Origin of the sequence: Nigerium massiliense (genome assembly GCF_000826085.1) — a bacterium.
GTDB classification, from domain to species: domain Bacteria; phylum Actinomycetota; class Actinomycetes; order Propionibacteriales; family Propionibacteriaceae; genus Propioniciclava; species Propioniciclava massiliense.
The window spans coordinates 391,837-415,075 of sequence record NZ_CCYM01000003.1 but is presented as its reverse complement, the minus strand read 5'-3'; the positions used below and the strand labels follow the sequence as shown (position 1 = coordinate 415,075).

The 23,239-nt window shown below is 70.0% G+C and carries 23 protein-coding genes; 9 read left to right on the top strand and 14 right to left on the bottom strand.

The genetic code is table 11. The features are described 5' to 3' along the window. Nucleotides 1-40 precede the first annotated feature (40 nt). Entirely contained in the window at nucleotides 41-322 is a 282-nt protein-coding gene (locus BN1187_RS08310) for a DUF2277 domain-containing protein (protein WP_040162704.1), read from the bottom strand. Nucleotides 323-479: 157 nt separating this feature from the next. On the opposite strand from BN1187_RS08310, the gene BN1187_RS08305 reads away from it, so the two are divergent. Together BN1187_RS08305 and BN1187_RS08300 are read left to right on the top strand one after the other, a co-directional pair. After that, nucleotides 480-1,331: an endonuclease/exonuclease/phosphatase family protein gene (locus BN1187_RS08305; RefSeq protein ID WP_040160784.1), complete on the top strand. Its 852-nt coding sequence runs from the start codon at nucleotides 480-482 to the stop codon at nucleotides 1,329-1,331. Between the two features lie 116 nt (nucleotides 1,332-1,447). Continuing rightward, nucleotides 1,448-2,452: a DUF808 domain-containing protein gene (locus tag BN1187_RS08300; protein ID WP_072042023.1), complete on the top strand. Its 1,005-nt coding sequence runs from the start codon at nucleotides 1,448-1,450 to the stop codon at nucleotides 2,450-2,452. 30 nt (nucleotides 2,453-2,482) lie between these two features. Here the strand turns inward: BN1187_RS08300 and amaB are convergent, their stop codons facing one another. From amaB to BN1187_RS08280, 4 genes are all read right to left on the bottom strand, one after another. After that, entirely contained in the window at nucleotides 2,483-4,003 is a 1,521-nt protein-coding gene (gene amaB, locus BN1187_RS08295) for an L-piperidine-6-carboxylate dehydrogenase (protein ID WP_040160782.1), read from the bottom strand. Then, nucleotides 4,000-5,397 (bottom strand): 2-oxoadipate dioxygenase/decarboxylase, encoded by a 1,398-nt coding sequence (gene hglS, locus BN1187_RS08290; protein WP_040160780.1) that lies wholly within the window; start codon nucleotides 5,395-5,397, stop codon nucleotides 4,000-4,002. Before hglS ends, amaB begins: the two co-directional genes overlap by 4 nt. A gap of 16 nt (nucleotides 5,398-5,413) precedes the next feature. Further along, complete coding sequence (lat, locus tag BN1187_RS08285) at nucleotides 5,414-6,727, bottom strand: L-lysine 6-transaminase (RefSeq protein WP_218184621.1); 1,314 nt, start codon at nucleotides 6,725-6,727, stop codon at nucleotides 5,414-5,416. A 115-nt stretch (nucleotides 6,728-6,842) separates the two neighbouring features. Continuing rightward, nucleotides 6,843-7,316: a DUF305 domain-containing protein gene (locus BN1187_RS08280; RefSeq protein WP_147675097.1), complete on the bottom strand. Its 474-nt coding sequence runs from the start codon at nucleotides 7,314-7,316 to the stop codon at nucleotides 6,843-6,845. Between BN1187_RS08280 and BN1187_RS14315 the strand changes: the two genes are divergently transcribed. Then, nucleotides 7,315-7,536 carry a hypothetical protein gene (locus BN1187_RS14315; RefSeq protein ID WP_147675096.1) on the top strand — a complete coding sequence of 74 codons (222 nt, stop codon included), beginning with the start codon at nucleotides 7,315-7,317 and terminating at the stop codon, nucleotides 7,534-7,536. The two genes, BN1187_RS08280 and BN1187_RS14315, sit on opposite strands and share 2 nt — an antisense overlap. A gap of 108 nt (nucleotides 7,537-7,644) precedes the next feature. Further along, nucleotides 7,645-7,956, top strand: a complete 312-nt coding sequence (locus BN1187_RS08275) for a hypothetical protein (protein ID WP_147675095.1) — start codon at nucleotides 7,645-7,647, stop codon at nucleotides 7,954-7,956. Here BN1187_RS08275 and BN1187_RS08270 read toward each other — a convergent pair. Genes BN1187_RS08270 through BN1187_RS08260 form a run of 3 tightly spaced genes read right to left on the bottom strand, consistent with a single transcriptional unit; the run spans nucleotide 7,937 to nucleotide 9,764 of the window. Then, nucleotides 7,937-8,497, bottom strand: coding sequence for a cysteine hydrolase family protein (locus tag BN1187_RS08270; RefSeq protein ID WP_040160772.1), 561 nt, complete (start codon nucleotides 8,495-8,497; stop codon nucleotides 7,937-7,939). The two genes, BN1187_RS08275 and BN1187_RS08270, sit on opposite strands and share 20 nt — an antisense overlap. After that, complete coding sequence (locus BN1187_RS08265) at nucleotides 8,494-9,126, bottom strand: mycothiol transferase (protein ID WP_072042022.1); 633 nt, start codon at nucleotides 9,124-9,126, stop codon at nucleotides 8,494-8,496. The genes BN1187_RS08270 and BN1187_RS08265 overlap by 4 nt, the downstream gene beginning before the upstream one ends. A 20-nt stretch (nucleotides 9,127-9,146) precedes the next feature. Further along, the gene (locus BN1187_RS08260; protein ID WP_052462515.1) at nucleotides 9,147-9,764 is read right to left on the bottom strand and encodes a GNAT family N-acetyltransferase; all 618 of its coding nucleotides are present in this window, start codon (nucleotides 9,762-9,764) and stop codon (nucleotides 9,147-9,149) included. Nucleotides 9,765-9,833: 69 nt separating this feature from the next. Between BN1187_RS08260 and BN1187_RS08255 the strand changes: the two genes are divergently transcribed. Together BN1187_RS08255 and murJ are read left to right on the top strand one after the other, a co-directional pair. Continuing rightward, nucleotides 9,834-10,793: a helix-turn-helix transcriptional regulator gene (locus tag BN1187_RS08255; protein ID WP_040160769.1), complete on the top strand. Its 960-nt coding sequence runs from the start codon at nucleotides 9,834-9,836 to the stop codon at nucleotides 10,791-10,793. Between the two features lie 78 nt (nucleotides 10,794-10,871). After that, on the top strand, nucleotides 10,872-12,557 hold the full coding sequence (murJ, locus tag BN1187_RS08250) for a murein biosynthesis integral membrane protein MurJ (protein WP_147675094.1): 1,686 nt from the start codon (nucleotides 10,872-10,874) through the stop codon (nucleotides 12,555-12,557). 503 nt (nucleotides 12,558-13,060) lie between these two features. Here murJ and BN1187_RS08245 read toward each other — a convergent pair. Next, entirely contained in the window at nucleotides 13,061-14,011 is a 951-nt protein-coding gene (locus BN1187_RS08245; protein WP_040160768.1) for a helix-turn-helix transcriptional regulator, read from the bottom strand. Between the two features lie 100 nt (nucleotides 14,012-14,111). On the opposite strand from BN1187_RS08245, the gene BN1187_RS08240 reads away from it, so the two are divergent. Next, nucleotides 14,112-14,669, top strand: coding sequence for a mycothiol transferase (locus BN1187_RS08240; protein WP_040160761.1), 558 nt, complete (start codon nucleotides 14,112-14,114; stop codon nucleotides 14,667-14,669). A 202-nt stretch (nucleotides 14,670-14,871) separates the two neighbouring features. Here the strand turns inward: BN1187_RS08240 and BN1187_RS08235 are convergent, their stop codons facing one another. Together BN1187_RS08235 and BN1187_RS08230 are read right to left on the bottom strand one after the other, a co-directional pair. Continuing rightward, on the bottom strand, nucleotides 14,872-16,413 hold the full coding sequence (locus BN1187_RS08235; protein ID WP_052462513.1) for a catalase: 1,542 nt from the start codon (nucleotides 16,411-16,413) through the stop codon (nucleotides 14,872-14,874). Between the two features lie 64 nt (nucleotides 16,414-16,477). Beyond that, nucleotides 16,478-16,936 carry a Fur family transcriptional regulator gene (locus BN1187_RS08230; protein ID WP_040160759.1) on the bottom strand — a complete coding sequence of 153 codons (459 nt, stop codon included), beginning with the start codon at nucleotides 16,934-16,936 and terminating at the stop codon, nucleotides 16,478-16,480. Between the two features lie 160 nt (nucleotides 16,937-17,096). Here BN1187_RS08230 and BN1187_RS08225 point away from each other — a divergent pair, with 160 nt between their 5' ends. Further along, on the top strand, nucleotides 17,097-18,059 hold the full coding sequence (locus BN1187_RS08225; protein WP_040160757.1) for a DMT family transporter: 963 nt from the start codon (nucleotides 17,097-17,099) through the stop codon (nucleotides 18,057-18,059). Here the strand turns inward: BN1187_RS08225 and BN1187_RS08220 are convergent. The 3 genes from BN1187_RS08220 to BN1187_RS08210 are packed head-to-tail and all read right to left on the bottom strand — an operon-like array spanning nucleotide 18,037 to nucleotide 21,121. Then, complete coding sequence (locus BN1187_RS08220; protein ID WP_040160755.1) at nucleotides 18,037-18,705, bottom strand: LutC/YkgG family protein; 669 nt, start codon at nucleotides 18,703-18,705, stop codon at nucleotides 18,037-18,039. The two genes, BN1187_RS08225 and BN1187_RS08220, sit on opposite strands and share 23 nt — an antisense overlap. After that, a complete protein-coding gene (locus BN1187_RS08215) occupies nucleotides 18,702-20,342 on the bottom strand; it encodes a LutB/LldF family L-lactate oxidation iron-sulfur protein (RefSeq protein WP_082034605.1) in 1,641 nt (546 codons plus the stop codon). Before BN1187_RS08215 ends, BN1187_RS08220 begins: the two co-directional genes overlap by 4 nt. Then, nucleotides 20,339-21,121, bottom strand: a complete 783-nt coding sequence (locus tag BN1187_RS08210; RefSeq protein ID WP_040160753.1) for a (Fe-S)-binding protein — start codon at nucleotides 21,119-21,121, stop codon at nucleotides 20,339-20,341. The genes BN1187_RS08215 and BN1187_RS08210 overlap by 4 nt, the downstream gene beginning before the upstream one ends. Nucleotides 21,122-21,416: 295 nt before the next feature. Here BN1187_RS08210 and BN1187_RS08205 point away from each other — a divergent pair, with 295 nt between their 5' ends. Further along, entirely contained in the window at nucleotides 21,417-23,111 is a 1,695-nt protein-coding gene (locus BN1187_RS08205; RefSeq protein WP_052462512.1) for a BCCT family transporter, read from the top strand. Nucleotides 23,112-23,239: the final 128 nt, after the last annotated feature.

Here is a 23,239-nt window from a genome sequence, read left to right as displayed (position 1 = left end):
TCGCGGGCGACGGACGCGACCGCCGACGCCGTGACGTGCCTCAGACGGTGGCGGCCTTGCCGAAGCGCAACTCGTTGCGGGCTCGCGCCTTGGCCCGCTCGACATCGCGATCCTTCGGCGGCGCGGCCGTGGTCAGCGCGTCGACGAGCCGCTGCGTCGCGGCCTCGACCTCGTCGACGGCGGCGTCGAAGGCGGCCCGGTTGGCCTGGGACGGCTTCGTCATGCCGCTGATCTTGCGCACGTACTGCAGCGCGGCGGCGCGCACCTCGTCGGGCTGGGCGGGCGGCTCGAAGTTGAACAGGGGACGGATGTTGCGGCACATGCGACCCAGCGTGACACGCGGCGCCACCCCCGGCAACGGGCGCGACGGCCCCCTGTCGTCATGGAGGTGTCGACGGCGCGTCCGCTCCTGGCAACGCGGCCGACATCGGCGGCCACTTAGATGGAAACGCCCGCCCCCTCTCGAAAGGCACCCCGCCATGCCACGTCCCATCGTCGCGGCCGCCATCGCGTTCGCCACCGCCGCCGCGTGCACCCTCGCTCCCGCCCCTGCGGCCGAGGCGCGAGCCCAAGGACCGGCGCGTCCCCTCACCGTCGTCAGCTACAACATCCACCACGCCCAAGGCGCCGACGGCGTCCTCGACCTGGAGCGCATCGCCTCCGTCCTGGAGGACACGCACGCCGACGTCATCGGGCTGCAGGAGGTCGACAACCACTGGGGCGCCCGCTCGGGCTTCGCCGATCAGGCCGACGAGCTCGCGCGCCGGCTCCGCATGAACGTGTGCTTCAGCGCGAACCTCGACAACCCGCCGGTCGCCGGTCGGACGAAGCGTCAGCAGTACGGCACGGCGATCCTGTCGGTCTACAAGCTGCGCAACTGCCGCAACACCCCGCTGCCGAACCACCCGGGAGGGGAGCAGCGCGGGCTGGCGCAGGCCGACATCAGCGTGCGCGGCGCCCAGGTGCGCTTCTACAACACGCACCTGACGCACAACAGCCAGCCCGGACGCGTCGCGCAGGCGCAGGTCGTGAACGGAATCGTCCAGGCGTCCGGAAAGACGGCCATCCTGGTCGGCGACCTCAACGCGGGGCCGGAGGCGGCCGAGTACGGCACGTACACCGCCTACCTCCGCGATGTCTGGCCAATGGTCGGACGCGGCCCCGGCTACACCTTCGACAGCGACAACCCCAAGGGGCGGATCGACTACGTGCTCACCACCCCCGACGTCACGGCGCGGAGGGCGAAGGTCGTGCCGACCATCGCGTCCGACCACATGCCGGTCGTGGCGACGCTGACGGTGCCGAAGAAGGCGAAGCACCTGCGCCGCTGAGCGGACGCGGCCCGGGCGGGGGACAGCTCCCCCTCGCCCGGCCTGGGGGCGGTAGGCTGCGCTCGTCTGCCGTCGCACGGCGGGCAGCCCAAGGCACCCGAACCTGGAGGATTCCCGTGGCCGGTGGACTCGCAGCCCTGCTCGACGATGTCGCGATGATCGCCAAGATGGCCAGCGCCGCCAGCACGAAGGCCGTGGGCGTGGTCGTGGACGACACAGCGGTGACGCCGCGCTACGTGCAGGGCTTCAGCCCGGCCCGCGAACTGCCGATCATCTGGAAGATCGCCAAGGGATCCCTGCGGAACAAGATCGTCTTCATCCTCCCTGCGGCGCTGCTGCTCAGCCAGTTCGTGCCGTGGCTGCTGACGCCGATCTTGATGCTGGGCGGCACGTACCTGTGTTTCGAGGGTGCCGAGAAGGTCTGGGAGGCCGTCACCGGTCACGGCCAGGAAGCCGCTGAGGCGCCGGCCGCCGAGCGCGGCCCGGATTACGAGGACACGATGGTCAGCGGCGCGATCCGGACCGATTTCATCCTGTCCGCCGAGATCATGGTGATCTCCCTGGGTTCGGTCGCCAACGAGCCGCTGATCCCGCGCGCTGTCACGCTCATCATCGTCGCGCTCGTCATCACCGCGCTGGTCTACGGCGTGGTCGCGCTGCTGGTGAAGCTGGACGACATCGGCCTGGCCATGACCGAGACCGACTCGACATTCAGGCAGCGGGCGGGCCGCGTTCTGGTCTCGGCGATGCCGAAGATCATGAACGTCCTGTCCGGCGTGGGCATCGTCGCGATGTTGTGGGTCGGCGGCCACATCCTGCTGGTCGGAGCGGACACTCTCGGCTGGCACGCGCCCTACCAGCTGGTGCACCACCTCGCCGAGCCGGCCGCGCACGTCGCCGGCGTCGGCGGCTTCCTGGGCTGGCTTGTCGAGACGCTCTGCTCCGCCGTCGGCGGACTCATCGTGGGCGCCGTCGTCGTCGCGATCATGCACGTCCTGCCGTTCCGCAAGGGTGCCGGGCATGCCTCCGGCGATCACGATGCCGTGCGCGACGAGGTGGGCGCCGAGCCGTCCGAGCGGTCCGGGGGAGACGCGAGCCCCGGCGGAAGCACCCGCGCGTAGCGGGCGCCCACCGGGGCCTGTGGCGCCCCGTCAGGCCGAGAAGTTCACGCCCTGGGCGAGCTCGACGCGGCCGGAGTAGTTGATCGTGTTCGTCGCGCGGCGCATGTAGGAACGCCAGGCGTCCGAGCCCGATTCGCGGCCGCCACCGGTCTCCTTCTCACCGCCGAACGCGCCGCCGATCTCCGCCCCCGACGTTCCGGCGTTGACGTTCGCGATGCCTGTGTCGGCACCCTCGGCCGACAGGTAGCGCTCGGCTTCGGTCTGATCGGTGGTGAAGATGCCGCTGGACAGGCCCTGCGGGACCGCGTTGTGCAGCGCGAGGGCCTCGTCGAAGTCGGCATAGGTGACGACGTAGAGGATGGGCGCGAACGTCTCGGTCAGCATGATGCCCTCTTGCTTCGGCACCCGGACGAGGGCGGGGCGCACCCAGGCGCCGCCCATGCCGGTGTCGACGCGCTCGCCGCCGGTCACCACCTCGCCGCCGATCTCGCCGACGCGGCCGAGGGCCTTCTGCATGGTCTCGAAGGCGTCCTCGTGGACGAGCGGGCCGACCAGCGTGCCGCTCTCGAACGGGTCGCCGATGGGCAACGTGTGGAACGCGGCGGCGATCTTGGCGACCACCTCGTCCGCGATCGACTCGTGCACGATCAGGCGGCGCATGCTGGTGCAACGCTGGCCGGCGGTGCCGGCGGCGGCGAACACGATCGAGTTCACGGCCTGATCCTTGTCGGCGCTCGGGGTCATGATGACCGCGTTGTTGCCGCCGAGCTCGAGCAGTGAGCGCCCGAACCGCGCGGCCACCCGCGGGCCGACCTCGCGACCCATCCGGGTGGAGCCGGTGGCGCTGACGAGGGCGACGCGGGGGTCGTCCACCACGATCTCGCCGACCTCGCGGGCGCCCAACACGAGCTGGTGGACGTCCTCGGGCGCGCCGACGTCGCGTGCTGCGCGGCGCAGCAGCGTGTGGCAGCCGATGGCGCACAGGCTCGTCAGCTCGGACGGCTTCCACACGACCGTGTCACCGCACACGAGCGCCACCGCGGTGTTCCACGACCACACGGCGACGGGGAAGTTGAACGCCGAGATGACGCCGACCACGCCGAGCGGGTGCCAGGTTTCCTGCAGGCGATGGCCGGGCCGTTCGGACGGCATCGTCTTGCCGTACAGCTGCCGGCTCAACCCGACGGCCAGATCACAGACGTCGATCATCTCCTGCACCTCGCCCAGCGCCTCGCTGCGAATCTTGCCCGCCTCGATGGTCACCAGGGTGGCCAGCGTCTCGGCGTTCTCGCTGATGAGTTCTCCCAGCCGCTTGACGAGCTTGCCGCGCACCGGGGCGGGCGTCAGCCGCCACTGCGTGAACGCGTCGCGGGCCCGTCCGATGGCCTCCCCGGCCTCGTCGGGGGTGGTCTGCCGGACGCCGAAGAGCTGCTGCCCGCTCAGCGGCGAGCGTGCCCCCAGCGCCGAGTCGGGCACGAACAGCTCCTCGTCGGCGCCGAGCTTTCCCAGCGCCTCGCGCGCGAGGTCGATCAGGTCGTCGTTGGTCTTCATGGGGTGGCCTCCTCGGCGTCGATCGTGATGCCCAGCGTGCCAGCCGCGTCCGACAACGAACGCGCCTGCTGCTCGGCGTAGAGCTTCATGGGGTCGTGCACCTCGCGTCCCATCGCCTGGGCGAACCAGGCCTCGTCGCGGGGCGAGCCCTCCCGCTCGCTGTCGCGGGAGCCCGTGTCGTCCAGGTTGGACGCGAAGATGCCGGCCGCCGACCGCGGCAGGAAATCCTCGTAGACGATGGGCGTCCGGACCAGCCAGCCGTCGGCGACCAGGCTCGTCAGGTCGGCCGGCGGCTCGCCGGCGGGCAGGTCGTGAGCGACCGCGTAGGTGAAGAACGCCAGCCCGCGCTCGGCGAGGCCGTCCTCGTCGGCCGGCAGGTTGCGGCGCCAGACCTCCAGCTTGGCGTCGTTGCGCCCGGCGGGGTCGCGGCCGGCGGCCAGCTCGTCGACGTCGAGGATCATGCGGTCGTACAGGTCGCGGCCGGCCGGGGTGAGCGCGATGCCGCGTTGCTCGACCTCGCCGAACCGTACCGACAGCGTTCCGTCGGCGACGGAGCCATCCTCCTCGCGGAAGCGGCGCCGCTCGGCGAGCGCCTTGAAGGACGTCTGCCGCAGGAGGACGTCTGGGCCCTCCCAACGGGGCGGCCCCTGGATCTCGTCGATCATCGTGATGCCGAGCTCCGACATGCGGCGATACAGGTCGTCGATGTCGAGGACGCGCGGTGTCAGGTGGTTGATGTGGGTGGTGGTGACGCCGCCGATGTCGGCCGCGACCCCGGAGATGCCTGCCAGCCGCCGGTACCAGGACCGGTCGACGGGCTCGTCGGAGAGCTCGAAGCAGGCCGTGGCGATCCGCAGGAAGTGCTCGGCGTCGTCGTCGCCGAGCCCGCCGGCCTTCTCGGCCTCGGCGGCCAAGTCGACGACCTCGTCCGGAAACAGCGTCCTGCCGGCGAGGAAGGTGTCGAGCTCGGCCTGCAGTTCCTCGTCGAAGTAGCGTCGGTCGTCGGTGACCAGGACGGACGTGAACACCCGGAACGGGTTGAGCGCGAGCGCCTCGGGCGACGTCGGGCGGAAGGCGGTCGAGACGATGGGCAGCGACGTCTCTTGAGCCCCGCGCAGGTCGTAGAAGCCGACGGGGGACATGCCCAGGGCGGCGAAGATATGCGCGACGCGGCGCAGCTCGTCGGCCGTCCCGACCCGGATGGCGCCGTGCCGCTCGGCCGTCACCCGGTCGATGCGGCCGAGCCGCTCGGCGGTCTCGGGGTGCTTTTCGACGTAGTCGCGGTTGACCGCGGTGGAGACGTCCACGAGCGTGTTGTAGGCGGGCACCTCGGTGCCGTACATGGCGGACAGCGAGCGGGCGAACGCCGCGCGCAGCCCGTGCGTGTCGAGCATGGCGGTCCTCCTTGACTCAGCGATCGAGGCCGGCGACGACGCGGTCGATGGCGTCGATCGCGCGGTCGAGGTCCTCTCGGGTGACGGTCAGCGGCGGCCGGACGCGCAGCGAGCGCTCACCGCACCCCAGCATGATGATGTGCTCGTCGGCCATCAGCCGCTTCAGGATCTCGTCGCGGATCGCCCCGTTCGGCAGGGTGACCGCGCACATCAGGCCCAGGCCGCGCGGGTTGGAGATGACGTCGTGCTTGGCGGCGAGCTCCGCGAGGCGTCCGACCAGATGGTCGCCGAGGGCGCTGGCGTTCTCCATCAGATGGTCGGCCTCCATGATCTCCAGGATCCGGCGGGCCCGCACCATGTCGGTGAGGTTGCCACCCCAGGTGGAGTTGATGCGGCTGGAGACCTGGAACACGTTGTCGGGGACCTCGTCGACGCGCCCGCCGGCGGTCAGGCCGCAGACCTGCATCTTCTTGCCGAAGGACACCACGTCGGGCTCGATGGACTTGTGCTGGTAGGCCCAGGGCTTACCGGTCATGCCGCCGCCGGTCTGCACCTCGTCGAGGATGAACAGCGCATCGTGGGAGTGGGCCAGGTCGCGCATCGCGGCGTAGAACTCGGGGCGGAAGTGGTGGTCGCCGCCCTCGCCCTGGACTGTCTCCATGATGAAGCCCGCGATGTCGTGCTTGTTCGCCTCGAACGCGGCCTCGGCCTCGCGGAGTGCCTGAGCCTCCAGCGCGGGGACGTCGCGGTCGTCGGCGATGTAGGGCGACGTGATGCGCGGCCAGTCGAACTTGGGGAAGCGGGCGACCTTGTTGGGGTCGGTGTTCGTCAGCGACATCGTGTAGCCGGAGCGCCCGTGGAAGGCCCCGGTCAGGTGCATGATCTTCGTCCCGAGGTCGGGGGAGATGCCGTGCGCCTCGTTCCAGCGGGACTTCCAGTCGAACGCCACCTTGAGCGCGTTCTCGACGGCGAGCGAGCCGCCTTCGATGAAGAAGTAGTGCGGAAGCTCCGGGTCGCCCATCACCCGGGCGAACGTCTCCACGAACCGGGCCATCGCGACGGTGTAGACGTCGGAGTTGCTCGGCTTGTTCAGGGCCACGGTGAGCAGTTCTTCCTTGAACTCGGCGTCCTGGGTGATGCCGGGGTGGTTCATCCCCAACGCGTTGGACGCGAAGAACGTGAACATGTCGAGGTAGGTGTCACCGGTGGCTTCGTCGACCAGAGTTGTGCCCTGGGACTTCTCGAGGTCGAGGACGATCGGGAAGCCGTCGACCAGCAGGTGCTCGCCAAGGGTGCGGCGAACATCGTTCGCGGACAGTGTGTGTGCCATGGCCCGGATCATCTTCGGTGCGGGGTCTAAACCGCAATAGGTAGCGCAGAAGTCGACAACAGTTATTGATTCAGCGGTTCCGGGCCATGGCAAACGAAAAATGTTTTGGCAGTACTCAGAGCTGTTTGAGAATGCCGCGCATCTGTTCGATCTCGGCGTTCTGGCTGTCGATGATCGACTGGGTGAGCTGCTTCACGTCGGGGCTTTGGGAGGTGGGCTGCGCCTTGCGGGCCATCTCGACCGCGCCCTGATGGTGCTCGATCATGCCTTCGAGGTAGCGCTTCTGGCCCTGCTTGGCGTCGGCGGCCTCGAGCTCGCGGATCTGCTGTTCGGACAGCATCCCGTCCATCATGGTCTCGCCGGAGCCGTGGTGCATCTCGGTGGGCGCCCCCCACGCCTGCAGCCACGAGGTCATCTGGTCGATCTCGGGCTGCTGCGCACCCTTGATCTGTTCGGCGAGGGACCGGACGTCGGGACGGATGCCGCCCTTGGCGAGGATGATGTCGCTCATCTGCACGGCCTGGCGGTGGTGGGGGATCATCATCTGCGCGAACTCGACGTCGGATTGGCTGTGGGCAGTCGACGTCATGGAGGGCTTCGGGGAGGCGGACCCCGTCGGTGTCGCGGAGGCCGGTGTGCTGGTCGGCTCCGGGGACGCCGAGGAGGCGACCGTCGACGTGGACGACGGGTGGTCGGCGTCCACGCTCGGCGACGCGGACGGTTGGGCGGAACAGCCGCCCACGAGGAGGAGCGCCGCGATCGACGACGCGAGGAGGGTTCGCCTGAAATCAGTCATGTATTCGTTCTAGCGCACCTTCGCTGATACCCCAAGGGGGTATACGCAAATGGGGCCTGTCGCTCGCGTGGTCGGTGCCGCGTCCGCGGATCCGGCAACGGTCGGCTGGCAGACTGAGGGCATGCAGCAGACCGTGGTGGCCGGGATCGTGGCGGTGCTCGCGAGCGTGGGTCTAGCGCTCGTGCTGGTGTGGGCGCTGCGCGTGGGCACGCCGGAGGGCGAGGAGCGCCCCGATCTCATGGACTCCCAGGGGTGGTGGTCGTCCGTGGGCACCGGCATCGCGCTGGGCGCGGGCGTGTTCGCCTGGCTGTCGGTGAGCAACGGCCTGCAGGCCCCCGCGTGGGCCGCCGGCGTGACCGCCGTTGCCGTCGGGGTGGCCTGCAAGGCCGTGACGATGCTCGCAGGACGACAGATCAGGCGGCGCCGCCGATGAACTCCACCTCCGCAGCCGGGACAGCCTCGGTGGTCCGGCCCGGGGCGCGAGTGAAGCTCCAGTACAGGTTCGCGTAGTCGATCGCCTGACGGGCGGTGATCGGAGAACCCCACTGCGCCATGTCCTCGGCGGTGTGCGCGTCGGTCACCAACGTGACGTCGTAGCCGCGCGCGAGCCCGCCGTGCAGCGTGCAGCGGATGCAGGCGTCCGTGGACGCGCCGGTGACGACCAGGCGTCCGACGCCGGCCTCGCTGAGCACATCGGAGAGGTTCGTGTCCTCGAACGCGTCGCCGTACCGCTTGTGGACGACGGTCTGCGCCTCCGCACGGAGCGCGTCGACGATCTGCCAGGCGTCGGAACCCTCGGCGAGTTCCTCGTCGGAGTGCTGCACGAAGACGACGGGGACGTCTTCGGCGTGCGCCCTGTCCACCAGCCCCCTGATGCGTCCGATGACGCCGTCACGGTCTTCGGCCTGGGCGACGACGCCGTTCTGGACGTCGATGACGAGCAGTGCGGTGCGGTCTTTGTCGAGCGTGCTCATGAGTCGTTCCTCTCGTTGGCTGGGGCGGTGTTCTCGGTGGCTGTCTCGGACGGTGTCGGTTGCGGGTCGTCCGGGCCGGTCGGACGCCAGCCCTCGGGCGGATCTTCACCTACCCGCCCGTCGATCGCTTCGCGGATCAGGTCGGCGTGGCCGGTGTGGCGTCCGTACTCCTCGATCAGGTCGCAGACATACCGACGGATGCTGGGCCGCTGGTCTCCGAACGTGAGATGCCCCGGCTCGTCGAGGCGTCCCTCGGCGACGATCGCGGCCAGCGTCCGCCTGGACCGCGCGACCGACTCGTCGTACCGGCGGTAGAGCCAGCCGGGGTCGTCGCCCGAGGCGTCGAACTGCCAGGCGTCGAGTTCCATGTCGTCGGGCGCGTCGAGGAGCGCGGTGGGTCGCTGGCCGGCGATGCGCCAACTGAAGATGTCGTCCTCGCAGTTGGCGAGATGCTTGAGCAACGCGCCGATCGTCAGCGCCGAGCTGGGGAGGCGCCGGTTCAGCGCTTCGTGGTCGAGGCCGTCCGCCTTCCAGCGGAACGTCCAGCGCAGGCGGTCGAGCATGCCGGTCAGGTGTTGTGCCTCGGAGCCGGCCAGCGGCGGCTCCCACGGGCGTGGGTCGTCGGTCATCGTGGTTCCTCTCGCGGTGGTTAGGGGTGGACTTGGGTGGAGAGCGCGGCCCGGCCCTCTGAGCCGGGAGGCGACGTCGCGGGCTCGACGCTGCGCGCCATGATCCAGGCGTGTTTTCCGACCTGGCGTACCTGCTCGAAGCCTTGCTCGGCCAGGAGTTCGGCGGTGCCGCTGAACAGAAACCGGCCCTGCGCCACGCGCCCCGCGGTCACCTCGCTGATCGCCTCGACCCGTCCGCCGCCGGCCCGGCCGATGAGGGACAGCGCACCTTCCAGCGCCAGCCGGGCGATGCCCTGCCCGCGGTGGCCCTTGTCGACGAAGATGCAGGTGATGCGCCAGTCTGGGGGAGGGGGAGGCGCCTTGGCGTAAGCACGCTTGTGCTTGATGCCGGACAGCTCCTCCGGGTCGCCGTACTGCGCCCAGCCCTGAGCCAGACCGTCTTCGTCGAGCACCAAGGCCGCATGGGCGGTGCCGGACAGGACGCGATCGCGCTTGGCGGCCCGATGGTCGATGCGCTGGCCGCACTCGGGGTGGAACCCGATGCACCAGCAACCGCCGAAGATGCCGTTGTTGCGCTCGACGAGGCCGGCGAACGCGTCCCAGGTGTCGGGCCCCAGCGGGACGACGGAGTAGCTCATGAGTCGACGCTAAACGCGGTCCCGGACGATCGGCGTCCGGGAAGACCGCGAGAGTTCTAGAATTTCTGCATGCCCACCCAGCTCGCCGCCGAGGCCACCCCGGTGGCTCGGGCGCTGCGCGCGCTGGAAGCCATCCAGGATCGGCCCGGCATCACCGCCGCGGCGCTCGCGGAGCGGCTGGGAGTGAGTGAGCGCGCCGTGCGCCGTTACGTGGCGACGCTGCGCGACGGTGGCGTCCCGATCGAGTCGACCGGGGGGCGGTTCGGCGGCTACCGGCTCGGCCGCGGCGCGCGCCTGGCTCCGGTGGTGTTCACCGAGGACGAGGCGATCGCCCTGGTGACGTCGGTGCTCTCCGTCACCGCCGGCCGCCGCAGCAGCGACCCGCGGATGGACGCCCTCGACAAGGTGATCCGCGCTCTGCCGGCACCGGCGCGCCAGGTCGCCGCCGGCGTCCGGGATTCAGCGACGGGCACGGGTGCCCCCGACCCGCTGCCGCAGCCGGCCGTCACCACGACGGTCGTGGGGGCCATTACCCGCGCCCAGGTGCTCGAGCTCGCCTACCGCAGCGAGCAGGGCAACGAACGCGCGTGGCGGGTGGATCCCTGGGCGCTCGTGGTGCGCCACGGGCGCTGGTACCTGTTGTGCCGGGCGCACCACGCCGATGCGGTGCGGACCCTGCGGATCGACCGGATCATCGAGGCGCGGATGGTCGAGGAGCGCTGTGTGATCCCGGACGGCCTCGACGCCGGAGAGGCGCTCGAGCGCGCGCTGGGCGAGGGGTGGCGCTACGACGTGCGTGTCTTCATCGAGGCTCCTCCGGACGAGGTCGCCCCGCGCCTCGGCTCGGCCAGCGGCACCCTCGTCGCCGTCGAGGGAGGCTGCGAGCTGCGCGGCTCCACCCGTAACCCGTGGCTGTTCCTGTGCGAGCGGCTGGCGCCCATCCCCGTTCCGTGGCGCGTGCTGGGCGGCGAGGAGATGCGGGACGCCGCGCGCGACTTGGCGGCACGCCTGGACGCCGCCGCCCGTTGATCGCTTCCGGGAAGCCGCGGTCACCGCGGTGGCGGCAGATCCCCGGGAATCCGCGTCCCCGGTGGCAGACTGTCCCGGGTGACTGTGCCCTCCGCCGATGACCCCTCGGGCGACGTCCCCGCATCGAAGCCGTCCTCGCTCGGACGCGCCAGCGCGCTCATGGCGTCCGGATCGATGGTCTCCCGCGTCCTCGGCATCGTCCGCAACATGCTGCTGGGCGCCTGCATCGGTGGCCTGGGCGGCACGTCGTCCGCGTTCAACACTGCCAACACGCTCCCCAACACGATCTTCATCCTGCTCAGCTCAGGGGTGCTGACGGCCATCCTGATTCCGCAGATCACCCGCGCGTTGAAGCGCGACGGGGGAGGGTCGGACGCCATCAACGCCCTTCTCACCGGGTGCTTCGGGCTCATCACGCTGGTCACCCTACTGGCGACGGCGCTCGCGGGGCCGCTCATGCAACTCATGGGACTACGGGGGGACGCGTTGGTCCTCGGCGTCGCCTTCGCCTACCTCTGCCTGCCGCAGATCTTCTTCTACGCCGCCTACGCGGTCTGGTCGCAGGTGCTCAATGTGCAGGGGCGGTTCGGCCTGGTGATGTGGACGCCCGCGCTGGCCAACCTCGTCCAGATCGTCGGCATGATCGCGTTCCTGGCGTTGTTCACCGGTCAAGCCCCGCCGCAGGAGTGGACGCCGGAAATGATCTGGCTGCTGGCCGGCACGTCGACGCTGGGCGTGGCCGTCCAGGCCCTGGCGCTGGTGCCCGCCGTGCACGCCGCGGGGCTTCGTTACCGTCCCAACTTCCATTTCCGCGGCCACGGGTTCCGCGCGTCCGGGACCGTGGCGACCCTGATGATGGTCGCCGTCATCATCGCCCAGCTGAGCGGCGTCGTCACCCAGGCCGCCATCAACACGGTGAGCGAGGGGGCGCGGCTGGCCGGACAACTGGTGCCCAACATCACGGTCTACGCCTTCGCGTTCACGATCTTCATGGTTCCGCACGGCATCGTCACGGTGTCGATCTTGACGGCCCTGCTGCCGCGGATGACCCGGTCCTCCCTGGATGGCGACACCGGCGCCGTCCGCAATGATGTGGTGCGTGGCCTCGTCCTGCCGCTGCTGGCCATGCTGCCGATGACGGCGGCTGCCGTGGCGCTCGCGTACCCGGGGAGCAAGCTGCTGAACCCGAGCCTCGATGAGCCGTCCGTGCGGGCGATCGCCTGGTCATTCTCGCTGATGTCGCTGGGGCTCGTGCCGTTCGCCGTCGCCGGGCTCCAGCAGCGGTTCGCCACCGCGCGCGAGGACGGCCGCCAGTATCTGCGCTTCCAGCTCATCGTCTCCGGCATCCAGTTGCTCGTCGCTGGACTGATCTTCGTGCTGCCTGCGTCGGTGGCGGTCTACACCGTGAGCCTGGGGCAGACCGTGAGCAACGGCGTCGCAGCTGTAGTGTTCCTGTGGTCGGTGCAGAGGCGGCTCGGGGGGTTGCCGCTCCGCCGGCTCGGCTCGATCGCGTTGCGCCTGGGTTCCGCGTCCGTGCTCGCGGCGTTGCCGGCGTGGTTCGCCGTGGAATGGATCGGCCGCGTGTGGGAACGCGGCGCGCTGCACGCCCTCGTCCTTCTGGTGCTCGGAGCGGCGATCTTCGGCGTCGGGTTGCTCGTCACCGTCCGCATCTTCCGGGTCTGGGAGCTCAATTGGCTCCTGGGGCGTGCCGGGCGCTTCTTGGTGCCCGCGATCCCCGAGGACGCCGAGCCGCTCTACCGCTGACACCGCGCGGGGACCCCGGGCCTGTTGTTGACCTTGATAAAAGCATCGGCAATGCCGCTGACCCCGCGCGGGGAGCGGCTTCGCTTGGTCCGGTGATTGTCTTCGCGCCCCCGCTGACCCCGCGCGCGGGCACCGCGGCTCATGGTCAGCCCGAAGCCAACGCCATCGCTGGTTGGCCCAGGGCGGCTGAGGCGCCACGACAACTCGCCTCGGCGGGTTCGACGGCCATAACGGGATTATCCTGCCACCAGCGCCGAGCCCACGGTCCCCGGGGCGCTAAAAGCCGTTGTCAGCGAGTTATGCACATAGTGGCACTTCGTCTAGCGGCAGGATAATCCCGTTATGTTTTCGATGGCCTTCGGGCGGGACGCGCTGTCGTTCTCGAAAAGCGGGTTCCGCGGCGGACGGTGGGGGACGCCTTTGGCCGGTTGTTCGCGGGACAGAGAACTCAGCGCCTCCGGTTATGCGACGAACCGCGCGGCATGATGACTGCAGACCCGGGTTCATGCCTTTACCGATCGGGTGAGCCGGGCGGCCAGGCTTCCCACCGCCGCCCGGATCGCCTCGTCTCCGACCACGGTGATCTCGTGATCGATGGCGGCGATCCACCGGGCGGCGGTCGCCGGGTCGTCCGCCCCGCTGGTGAACTCCGTGGTGTGCTCGTCCAGGGCCCGCAGCCGCGGCACCTCGGTGGGCAGGCTCGCGGCCACCGCAGCCAGCGGGGCATGCACGTGTACGACGACGCGATGCCGCCAGGCCGAGGCGGGCATGGGTCCGTCCAGCCTGGCCAGCGCCGCGTCCAGGCCGGGGCGAGGGGAGAAGCGCCACGTGGTCACCTCGGCGTCGCGCAATCGGTCGAGTCGGAAGGTCCGCCAGTCGGCGCGGTCGCGGTCCCAGGCGACGAGCACCCAACCCCGGCCGCGGGAGACCAGCCGATGCGGCTCCACCGTCCGCGTCGTGACGACGCCGCGTCGGTCGGTGTAGCCGAAGGTGAGCCGGACCTGGCGGCGGACGGCGTCCGCGCAGGTCATCAGCAGGTCTCCGTCGACGACCGGAGGACCGCTTGGCAGCACCAGAGCGTCCCGCAGCCCTCGCAGGCGGTGCCGCAGGGGACCGGGCGTGACGCCGTCGATCTTGGTGAGTGCCCGCTGCGCCGCCTCCGAGTGGACGCCGACGCGCTGCACGGCCTCGGCGACCAGGCCCAGCGTCACGGCGACGGCCTCCTCCTCGTCCAACAACAACGGCGGAAGCACCTGGCCCCGTCCCAGCGAATAGCCGCCCTCGGCGCCCGCCTCGGCGTCCACGGTGTAGCCCAGGCTGCGCAATCGCTCGACGTCGCGACGGACGGTGCGCGTCGTGACGCCGAGGCGCTCCGCGAGCTCGGGACCCGCCCACGTCGCCCGGGACTCCAAGAGGCCCAACAGCGTGAGGGCGCGGGTGGTCGGATCGCTCATGGGTCCATCATCTCAAGCACTGCGGACAGTATCTGTCCGCATCGTGGTTCACGCTTGGCGCAGCGCCCGGGAGCCCGGGCCGACACGATAGGAGCCGATCATGTCCTTCCTCACCCCGAACGCCTCCGGCGAACTCGCCGTCCTGAAGACGTTCGCCCTTCAGCAGCTCGCGCAGATGCGCACCACCGTCCACGGCCTGAGCGACGAGCAGGCGTACGCGACGCCGAGCGCGTCCGACCTCAACCTCATCGGGCTGTTGCGCCATGCCGGCGAGGTGGGCGCCCACTGGTCGGCCATGGCAGCAGCCGCGCCCGGCGAACCCACCCCCGATCGCCACGGCGGCGACACGATGCTCGAGGAACTCGTCGATGGCGACATGACGCTGCAGGACGCCCTCGCCGAGTTCGACCGCTGCGTCGAGCTGACCGCCGAGAACTTCGATGCGGTGACCGACCTGTCGGCGCCGGTGCCCGTCCCGGAGGCGCCCTGGTTCCCGAAGGAGCTCACGCACTGGGAGGCTCGCTGGTGCCTGACGCACATCACCGCCGAGGTCGCCCGGCACGTGGGTCACGCCGACATCATCCGCGAGACCATCGACGGCTTGGGATCTTACGAGCTCAACGACCTCGCCGACGGTATCGAGCCGGGCTCATGGTGAGGACGACCCCGCCGGCGTCGGCGGGCGCGGTTCACCGGCTCGAGGCGTCCGCGGCGGTGCGGGGGAAGGGATCCGCGCAGCGCTTCCGTCAGGCCCTGGAGGGGCTTCTCGCCGCGGCGCCGGCACCCTGAACAGGCGAACGGCCCGCCCCCTCCATGGGGACGGGCCGTTCGATCAGGACTCGTCAGAGCCCATCAGCGGGTCACTTGGCCGCGTTGGAGTTCTCCTCGGGGACGGGGTTGTGAGCCTCGCCGTCCTTGGGATCGCCACCCGGGACCTGCGGGCCCTTCTTCTCGTGGTACGCCTTCTCGATGCGCTCGCCGACCTCCTGGTCGATGTTGCGCCAGTACTGGAACACGTTGGAGAGGACGGGCTCCTCGACGTCGGGGATCAGCGTGCCGGCGACGGTCTCCACGAGGCGCTCGCGCTCCTCCTCGGAGAAGACGTCGCGGACCAGGGTGTGCGCCTGACCGAAGTCGTCGTCCTCGGCGTGCAGCGTGTAGGCCGCGCGGACGAGCTCGCCGTCGGTCTCCCAGCCGTTGTCGACCGTGCCCTGCTCGTCCTGGAAGCTACGACCGTAGGAGTTCGGCGAGTACACCGGCGCGTTGCCGCTGTGGTGGTACTGCATCTGCCCCTCCTTGTCGTAGGAGTTGGTCGCCACGATCGGCGCGTTGACCGGCAGCTGGTTGAAGTTGACGCCGATGCGGTTGCGGTGCGCGTCCGGGTAGGAGAACACGCGGCCGAGCAGCATCTTGTCGGGGGAGACGCCGGTGCCCGGAACGGTGTTGGACGGGCTGAAGGCCGCCTGCTCGATCTGGGCGAAGTGGTTCTCCGGGTTCTCGTTCAGCGTGAACCGGCCGACCTCGTGCAGCGGGTAGTCCTTGTGCGAGATCGTCTTGGTCAGGTCGAACGGGTTGAACCGGTAGGTCTTGGCGTCCTCGTACGGCATGATCTGCACGCTGAGCGTCCACGACGGGTAGTCGCCGCGCTCGATGGCGTCGAACAGGTCGCGACGGTGGAAGTCGGCGTCTTCACCGGCGATGCGGCCGGCCTCTTCGTTGGTGAGGTTCTCGACGCCCTGGTCGGTGTGGAAGTGGTACTTGACCCAGAACTTCTCCCCGGCCTCGTTGACCCACATGTAGGTGTGCGAGGAGTAGCCGTTCATGTGGCGCCAGCTGCTCGGGATGCCACGGTCACCCATCAGGTAGGCGACCTGGTGCGCTGACTCGGGCGACAGCGACCAGAAGTCCCACTGCATGTTGTTGCTGCGCAGGCCGGAATCGGGCATGCGCTTCTGGCTGTGAATGAAGTCGGGGAACTTCATGGGGTCGCGGACGAAGAAGATGGGCGTGTTGTTGCCCACCATGTCGAAGTTGCCGTCCTCGGTGTAGAACTTCAGCGAAAAGCCGCGGACGTCACGCCAGGTGTCGGGGGAGCCGAGCTCGCCGGCGACGGTGGAGAAGCGGGCCAGCATGCGGGTCTTGACGCCCGGCTGCAGGAACTTCGCCTTGGTGTACTGCGAGACATCCTGCGTCACGACGAACTCGCCGAAGGCGCCGGAACCCTTGGCGTGCGGGCTGCGCTCCGGGACGCGCTCGCGGTCGAAGCGGGCGAGCTTCTCAACGAGAGCGACGTCGTGCAGCATCAGCGGGCCATTGGGGCCCACGCTGAGCGAGTTCGCGTCCGACTCGCGGCGCGCTCCGGACTCGGTGGTGGACGGGATTGACGGATCGAACTTGGTCATCTGCCTGTTCCTTTCGTTCGACACTGACAAGGTGGTTTCTTCCCACCGGGGGGATGGTGGGAGATCAGGGGGAGGCGATCGCCTCGGGGGTCGCCTCGGCGCGGAGACACGCGGCGCACAGGCCGCGGTAGACGACGTCGGCGCCCTCGACGGAGAAGGGGACGTCGCTCGGGACGATGCACGGCGCACTCCCGACGGCGCACGGGACGTCTTCGAGGCGTCCGCAGCGGCGGCAGGCGAAGTGGTGGTGGTTGTCGTGGCGGTTCAGCTCGTAGCGGGTGCGGCGTCCGTCGACGTTCACCTTGCGCAGCAGGCTCGCGTCGCTCAGGGCGCCGAGGCCGTCGTAGATCGCCTGCTTGGAGACCGATCCGAGACGACGGCGGACCTCGCTCACAACGAGGTCGGCGTCCGCGTGATGATGCTCCTCGACCACCGCCAGCGTGGCCAGACGCGGGGCCGTGACGCGCAGCCCGGCCGCGCGGAGGTCGTCCTCGTACTGCGGGGCGTCCTCGTGGCTCAACATGCCTTCACACTATCGGCGTTTCTGGACTTACTCAAGAAAGCACCTGAGTCCAGAAATGTTGCTGTTGGGTCACAGACCCCGAACGGCGGCCGAGATGTCGGACGCCGCCGCCCGGTGGGCGCCCGGATCAGACGACGCCCAGCGACCCTAGGGTGGGCCCGTGACCCATGACTCCAGCGCCCCCGAGGCGCACAGACGCAAGACCGCGCCGCTCTGGTCGCTGCCGGCGGCCGTTCTCGCGGGCGTCGGTGGGGCCGTCCAAGCCCAGCTCAATGGCCGCCTCGCCGTGGAGATCGGCGACGGATTCGTCTCGGCGGTGCTGAGCTTCACCATCGGGCTGCTGTTGGCGACGGTGCTGGTGGCGAGCTCGCCGTCCCTGCGCCGAAAGGCGGGTGAACTCGCCCGCGACGTGCGGGGCGGCAGGTTCCCCTGGTTCTACCTCCTCGGCGGGCTCGGCGGCGCGCTGCTGGTGCTGGGCCAGACCCTCGCCGTCCCGCTGATCGGGGTGGCCCTGTTCATCATCTGTCTCGTCGGTGGCCAGACCGCCGCCGGACTCGTCGTCGACAAGGCGGGGATCTCGCCGGGCGGGCCGCGCCCGCTGTCGGCGAACCGGCTGGTCGGCGCGGGCTTGATGATCGCGGCCGTGGCGCTGTCCATGACGGGCGGCCTGCGCGCCGACGTCACGTGGCTCCTGCTGGCGTTGCCGCTGATCGCGGGGATCGCGACGAGCTTCCAGCAGGCGTTCAACGGCCGGATCACCGCTTGGTCGGGCCACTACCTCATCGCGACGCTCGTCAACTTCCTCGGCGGGACGGCGCTGCTGGCCGTCGTCGCAGCAGCGCACGTCCTGATCGTCGGGCCGCCGGCCGGGGCGCTGCCGGCGAACCCGCTGCTCTACCTAGGCGGCCCCATCGGCGTTGCCTACATCGCGCTCGCGGCGCACCTGGCTGAGCCGCTCGGCGTCCTGACGCTCGCGATGGCGATGATCGCGGGCCAGATCGTCGGCTCCGTCGCCCTGGACGCCTTCGCGCCGACCTCCGCGGGGCACCTCGGCCTTCCGACCGTGGCCGGGGCCGCCTTGACGCTGGTCGCCGCCCTCGTCACGGCCGGCCGGCGACGATGACGTAGAGCGTGCGGGGGCCGTGGACGCCCTCGACGCGCTTGAGCTCGATGTCGCTGGTGGCGGACGGGCCGCTGACCCAGGTGATCGGACGCCGCTGCGCCACCGAGTCCTGCAGCCGCTCGACCGCCTCGGGAACGTCGGAGACGACCTGGTCGGCGCGGACGACGCACACATGGACGTCCGGCACGAGGGTGAGCGCGCGACGGCCCTGGTCGGCGGCATGGTCGAGCATGATCGTCCCACTCTCGGCCGCGCCCACCCGGGCGGCGGTGACGACCCCGCCGATGGCGTTGAGCCGTTCCCGCGAGAGGGGCGGGTCGTCGTCCACGACCTCGACGCCGGCGTCCGCGATGGCCTGCCGCCAGGGCTGCGGCAGCCCGGGCGGCACGACGACGTCGTGGACGCCGATCGTGGCCAGGCCCTCGACGAGCGCGCGCCCGATGGCATCGTCCGACCCGTCGTGCAGCCTGACAACCGTCGCCTCGTAGTCGGCGACGCGCTCGACGAAGCGGTCGAGGACGTCTGGCATGGCCGTGGGGCGCCCGTAGGTCCACTGGCTGGTTTTCGGCTCGTCCGCCGGGACATCCGCGAGCGCCTCGCGGATGCGGCCCAGCACGGCGTCGCGGGCGGAGCTGTTCTCGCTCATCGGGCGTCCCCTTCCTCGGACGCCAGGTGCTCCCGGCCCTTGGCGTCGGGCCTGTCGCCGCGATGCTCGAACCAGTGCCGGAACGTCTCGTCGGGCACCATCGGGACGTCGCGCGCGTTCGTCCACTTGCTCAGCGGCCACGGCAGCGGACCGAAGTGGTCGGTCACGCGGCCGAGCACCTTGCCGCCCACGGTCGCCTCGGCGCCGAGCGCGGCGCTCCAGCGGCGTCCGTCGGAGAACAGCCAGGACGCCGACTTCATCAGCGCCGGCTCGGCGTGCAGGCCAAGCCCCTTCGCCGACACGAGCGGATCGGCCTTCTTCGACTCGACCACCTTGTGCCGCATGTGCACGAGCAGTTCGGCGAGCGGGATCTTCACGGGACAGACCTCGTTGCACGCCCCGCACAGGCTGGACGCGAACGGCAGCGACCGGTCGACGCTGGACGCCGTCCCGCGCAGTTGAGGCGTCAGCACCGCGCCGATGGGGCCCGGGTAGACCGAGCCGTACGCGTGGCCGCCGACCTTCTCGTAGACCGGGCAGACGTTGAGGCAGGCCGAGCAGCGGATGCAGCGCAGCGCGTCGCGTCCGACCGGGTCGGCGAGCACGTTCGTGCGGCCGTTGTCGACGAGCACCACGTGCATGTCCTGCGGGCCGTCGCCGTCGGTGGGCCCGGTCCACAGGCTCGTGTACGGGTTCATCCGCTCGGCCGTGGAGCTGCGGGGTAGCAGCTGCAGGAAGACCTCCAGGTCGGCGAAGGTCGGCACCACCTTCTCGATGCCCACAACCGAGATCAGCGTGTCGGCCAGGGTCAGACACATCCGCCCGTTGCCCTCGGATTCGACGACGCACAGCGTCCCGGAATCGGCGACCGCGAAATTCGCCCCCGAGATGGCCACGTGCGCGCGCATGAACTTCTCGCGCAGGTGCTCCCGGGATGCGTTCGCCAGGTTGACCGGCTGGGAATCGAGATCGGCCGGGGCCGGCTTGCCGTAATTGCCCATCTCGGTGGTGAAGATCTCGCGGACCTCGCCGCGGTTGCGGTGGATCGCCGGTACCAGGATGTGGCTGGGCCGGTCGTGACCCAACTGCGCGATCAGCTCGGCGAGGTCGGTCTCCCAGGCGGCGACGCCCGCGTCCTCGAGAGCCTCGTTCAGCTCGATCTCCTGGGTGGCCATCGACTTGACCTTGACGACCTCTTGGTACGGCTCGTCGACGAGGCGCTCCTTGACCAGGTCGACGACGATGCGGTTGGCCTCGGCGGCGTCCCGAGCCCAGTGCACGACGGTTCCCGCCCGGGTCAGCGATTCCTCGAGCTGAACGAGGTAGCGGTCGAGGTGACGCACCACGTCGTCCTTGATCGCCGCGCCGGCCGCCCGCAGGTCCTCCCAGTTGTCGAGCTCGGCGACGACGTCGGCGCGCTTGGTGCGGATGGCCGTCATCGCGTGGCGCAGGTTGGTGCGCTGGACGGGCAGGCCGAGCTCGCGCCGCGCCGCCTCCGGGAACGGAGGGGAGTCGATCAATTCGCCTTCGGGAGGCGCCGGCGTGAGCCGGGCCCGGCCGTGGTTGTTCTGGGTGACCAGCTTGAGCGGCCTCGGCCCGGTGGGGGACGCGTCCGGGGTGGTCTGGGTGTCGGTCATCGCTGCGCTCCCGTCAGGGTGGGCTCGACGGAGGCCAGGATCTCCGCCAGATGGATGGGCTTGGTGCCGCTGTTCTGCCGGGCGAGGACGCCCCCGATGTTCAACAGGCATGAGTTGTCGCCGGCCACGAGGAACTCCGCCTCGGTGTCGCCGACGTGCCGCGCCTTGTCGGCGGCCATCGCGACGGAGACGTCCGGGTTCTTCATGCTGAAGGTGCCGCCGAAGCCGCAGCAGCGGTCGGCGTCCTCGAGGTCGACGATCTCGATGCCGCGGACGGCCTCCAGCAGCCGGTAGGGCTTGTCGCCGACCTTCGTGATGCGGAGGGAGTGGCAGGTGGGGTGATAGGTGACGCGGTGCGGGAAATACGCTCCCACATCCGTCACGCCGAGGACGTCGACGAGGAACTCGGGGAGGTCGTAGGTGCGGGCGACGATGGCGTCCACGCGGGCGACGAGATCGGCGTCCCCGGTTCGTCGCGCGAGCATCGGGTGCTGGTCGCGTACCGATCCGGTGCAGGAGCCGGACGGGGTGACGATGTAGTCGTAGCCCTCGAAGGCGCGCAGGTAGTTGTGGATCAGCGGCAGCGTCTCGTCGTAGTAGCCCGAGTTGCTGAACACCTGCCCGCAGCACGTCTGCTCCGAGGGGAACTCCACCGTGCAGCCGAGCCGCTCCAGCACCTGGACGACCGCCTTCGGGGTGCCGGGAAACATCGCCTCGTTCACGCAGGTGGCGAACAGCGCTACCCGCTTTCCCGCACCCACCGCTTCGATCTGACCCATGCGTTTCCTCCTCGATCGTGGGATCCGGGCCCGGATGCCGTCTCGCCGGACGCCGCATTTCCCACTCAGCACTGTACGACGTCCGCACCGCCCGCGACACCCCGTTCGTGCATGCCGGCGCGGCACCCGTCAGCTGGGCTCTGTCCGGGTCTCACGGGACGCGCGGGTGCTGAAACCCAGCGACGACAAGACCCGATGTTTTTGGGGAGGGGCGTTCAGCCGACTACGGTGAACGAGTTTTTGCGCCCGGCCCCCTCCGGACGCCACCCTGTTCGCCTCGTAGAGAGAAGCATGTGTGGCTGGCACCCCTGATCGATCCAACCCGACGGACATCCCGCGCCGGTATGCGCTGTCCAAACCCGTCTTCTTCGTCTCGGCCGGCATCATCCTGCTGGCCGTCCTGTTCGCGCTGCTGCTCCCGGACGCCTTCGACGCGGTCGTCTCGGGCATCAACGGCGCCGTCGTCGACTCCATCGGCTGGTACTACGTGCTCGTCGTCACCGTCTTCGTGGCGTTCAGCATCGTCGTCGCGGTCTCCCGCTTCGGCGACGTCAAGCTCGGCAGGGACGACGACGAGCCCGAGTACAGCACCTTCTCGTGGTTCGCGATGTTGTTCGCCGCGGGCATGGGCATCGGCCTGGTGTTCTGGGGCGCCGCGGAGCCGCTGAGCTTCTTCGCAGGCAAGGGCACCATCCCGCCGAACGCCCAAGACCTGGAGGGACCCGCCCGGGCGCAGCGCGCCATGGGACAGACGTTGCTGCACTGGGGGCTCCACGCGTGGGCCACCTACGTCGTCGTCGGGCTGGCCGTCGCGTACGCGGCGCACCGCCGCGGGCGTCCGATCTCGATCCGGTGGGCGCTCGAGCCGGTCCTCGGCAAGTACACCGACACCTGGGCCGGCGACCTCGTGGACATCACCGCCGTCATCGGCACGATCTTCGGCATCGCCACGTCGCTCGGCTTCGGCGTGAACCAGATCTTCGCCGGCCTCGCCCACCTCGGCCTCGTGCCCGGGGACATGCAGTGGCTGAAGATCGTCATGGTCGTGGCGATCACGGGGCTCGCGACGCTGTCGGCCGCGTCCGGCGTCGACAAGGGCATCAAGATGCTCTCGAACGCCAACCTGACGCTGGCGGCGGTGCTGCTCGTCGCGGTGCTGGCGCTGGGCCCCACGGTCTTCCTGCTGCGCGACTTCGTCTCGGGCATCGGCTACTACCTGTCGAACTTCGTTTCCCTCTCGTTCCAGACGCTGCCCTTCTACGGGGACGCCGGCGCCGCCTGGCTCAACGGCTGGACGGTGAACTATTGGGGCTGGTGGATCTCCTGGTCGCCGTTCGTGGGCGTCTTCATCGCCCGCATCTCCCGGGGGCGTACGGTCCGGGAGTTCATCACGGGCGTCCTGCTGGTGCCGACCCTGGTGACGATCATCTGGTTCACCGTCATGGGCGGAACCGCGATCTCGCAGATGGTGCTGCGCGGTCTCGACCTGCGTCAGCCGGACGGGACCATCAACCCCGACACGGCGCTGTTCGACGTGTTCAACAACCTGCCCGCCGGCCCACTGCTGTCAGGCATCGCGATCCTGCTGGTGACGATCTTCTTCATCACCTCGGCGGACTCCGGCGCCTTCGTCGTCGACATGATCGCCCACGGCGGCGACCCGCAGCCGCCGCGGATCACGCGGGTGTTCTGGGCGTCGGCGTCCGGCCTCATCGCCGCGGCGCTCATCGCGGTGGCGCTGCCCTCCGGCGGCGACAGCGCGGGCATGGCAGGGCTGCAGGCACTCGCACTGGTGGCCGCCGCGCCGTTCTCGGTCGTGATGATCGGCATGATGGTGTCGGTCTGGCGTGAACTGCGCAGGGAACTCACGGCGATCGAGCGGCTGGAACGCAAGGCCCGCCAGCGCGAGTTCGCCGAGGAGTATTCGGACGCCTTCGTCGACCGGGTCACCGACCAGGTCGTCGACACCTTGTCGCACCGGCGGCGCTGACCGGCGCCTTTCCGTTCGCCGGCGCCCCGGCCGTCCCGCGTGGACGCCGGGGCGAGGTGCGGACGGGCGTCGCTTGACGGCGGCCCGCTCAGGTAGTCTCGGGCGGCGTCGTGGCCCGCGTCCGGGCC

Bases quoted from the DNA above. Each gene is read 5' to 3' on its own strand.
- BN1187_RS08310 (WP_040162704.1), bottom strand. From the start codon at position 322: ATGTGCCGCAACATCCGTCCCCTGTTCAACTTCGAGCCGCCCGCCCAG.
- BN1187_RS08305 (WP_040160784.1), top strand. From the start codon at position 480: ATGCCACGTCCCATCGTCGCGGCCGCCATCGCGTTCGCCACCGCCGCC.
- amaB (WP_040160782.1), bottom strand. From the start codon at position 4,003: ATGAAGACCAACGACGACCTGATCGACCTCGCGCGCGAGGCGCTGGGA.
- hglS (WP_040160780.1), bottom strand. From the start codon at position 5,397: ATGCTCGACACGCACGGGCTGCGCGCGGCGTTCGCCCGCTCGCTGTCC.
- lat (WP_218184621.1), bottom strand. From the start codon at position 6,727: ATGGCACACACACTGTCCGCGAACGATGTTCGCCGCACCCTTGGCGAG.
- BN1187_RS14315 (WP_147675096.1), top strand. From the start codon at position 7,315: ATGGAGGGCTTCGGGGAGGCGGACCCCGTCGGTGTCGCGGAGGCCGGT.
- BN1187_RS08280 (WP_147675097.1), bottom strand. From the start codon at position 7,316: ATGACGTCGACTGCCCACAGCCAATCCGACGTCGAGTTCGCGCAGATG.
- BN1187_RS08275 (WP_147675095.1), top strand. From the start codon at position 7,645: ATGCAGCAGACCGTGGTGGCCGGGATCGTGGCGGTGCTCGCGAGCGTG.
- BN1187_RS08270 (WP_040160772.1), bottom strand. From the start codon at position 8,497: ATGAGCACGCTCGACAAAGACCGCACCGCACTGCTCGTCATCGACGTC.
- BN1187_RS08265 (WP_072042022.1), bottom strand. From the start codon at position 9,126: ATGACCGACGACCCACGCCCGTGGGAGCCGCCGCTGGCCGGCTCCGAG.
- BN1187_RS08260 (WP_052462515.1), bottom strand. From the start codon at position 9,764: ATGAGCTACTCCGTCGTCCCGCTGGGGCCCGACACCTGGGACGCGTTC.
- BN1187_RS08255 (WP_040160769.1), top strand. From the start codon at position 9,834: ATGCCCACCCAGCTCGCCGCCGAGGCCACCCCGGTGGCTCGGGCGCTG.
- BN1187_RS08245 (WP_040160768.1), bottom strand. From the start codon at position 14,011: ATGAGCGATCCGACCACCCGCGCCCTCACGCTGTTGGGCCTCTTGGAG.
- BN1187_RS08240 (WP_040160761.1), top strand. From the start codon at position 14,112: ATGTCCTTCCTCACCCCGAACGCCTCCGGCGAACTCGCCGTCCTGAAG.
- BN1187_RS08235 (WP_052462513.1), bottom strand. From the start codon at position 16,413: ATGACCAAGTTCGATCCGTCAATCCCGTCCACCACCGAGTCCGGAGCG.
- BN1187_RS08230 (WP_040160759.1), bottom strand. From the start codon at position 16,936: ATGTTGAGCCACGAGGACGCCCCGCAGTACGAGGACGACCTCCGCGCG.
- BN1187_RS08220 (WP_040160755.1), bottom strand. From the start codon at position 18,705: ATGAGCGAGAACAGCTCCGCCCGCGACGCCGTGCTGGGCCGCATCCGC.
- BN1187_RS08215 (WP_082034605.1), bottom strand. From the start codon at position 20,342: ATGACCGACACCCAGACCACCCCGGACGCGTCCCCCACCGGGCCGAGG.
- BN1187_RS08210 (WP_040160753.1), bottom strand. From the start codon at position 21,121: ATGGGTCAGATCGAAGCGGTGGGTGCGGGAAAGCGGGTAGCGCTGTTC.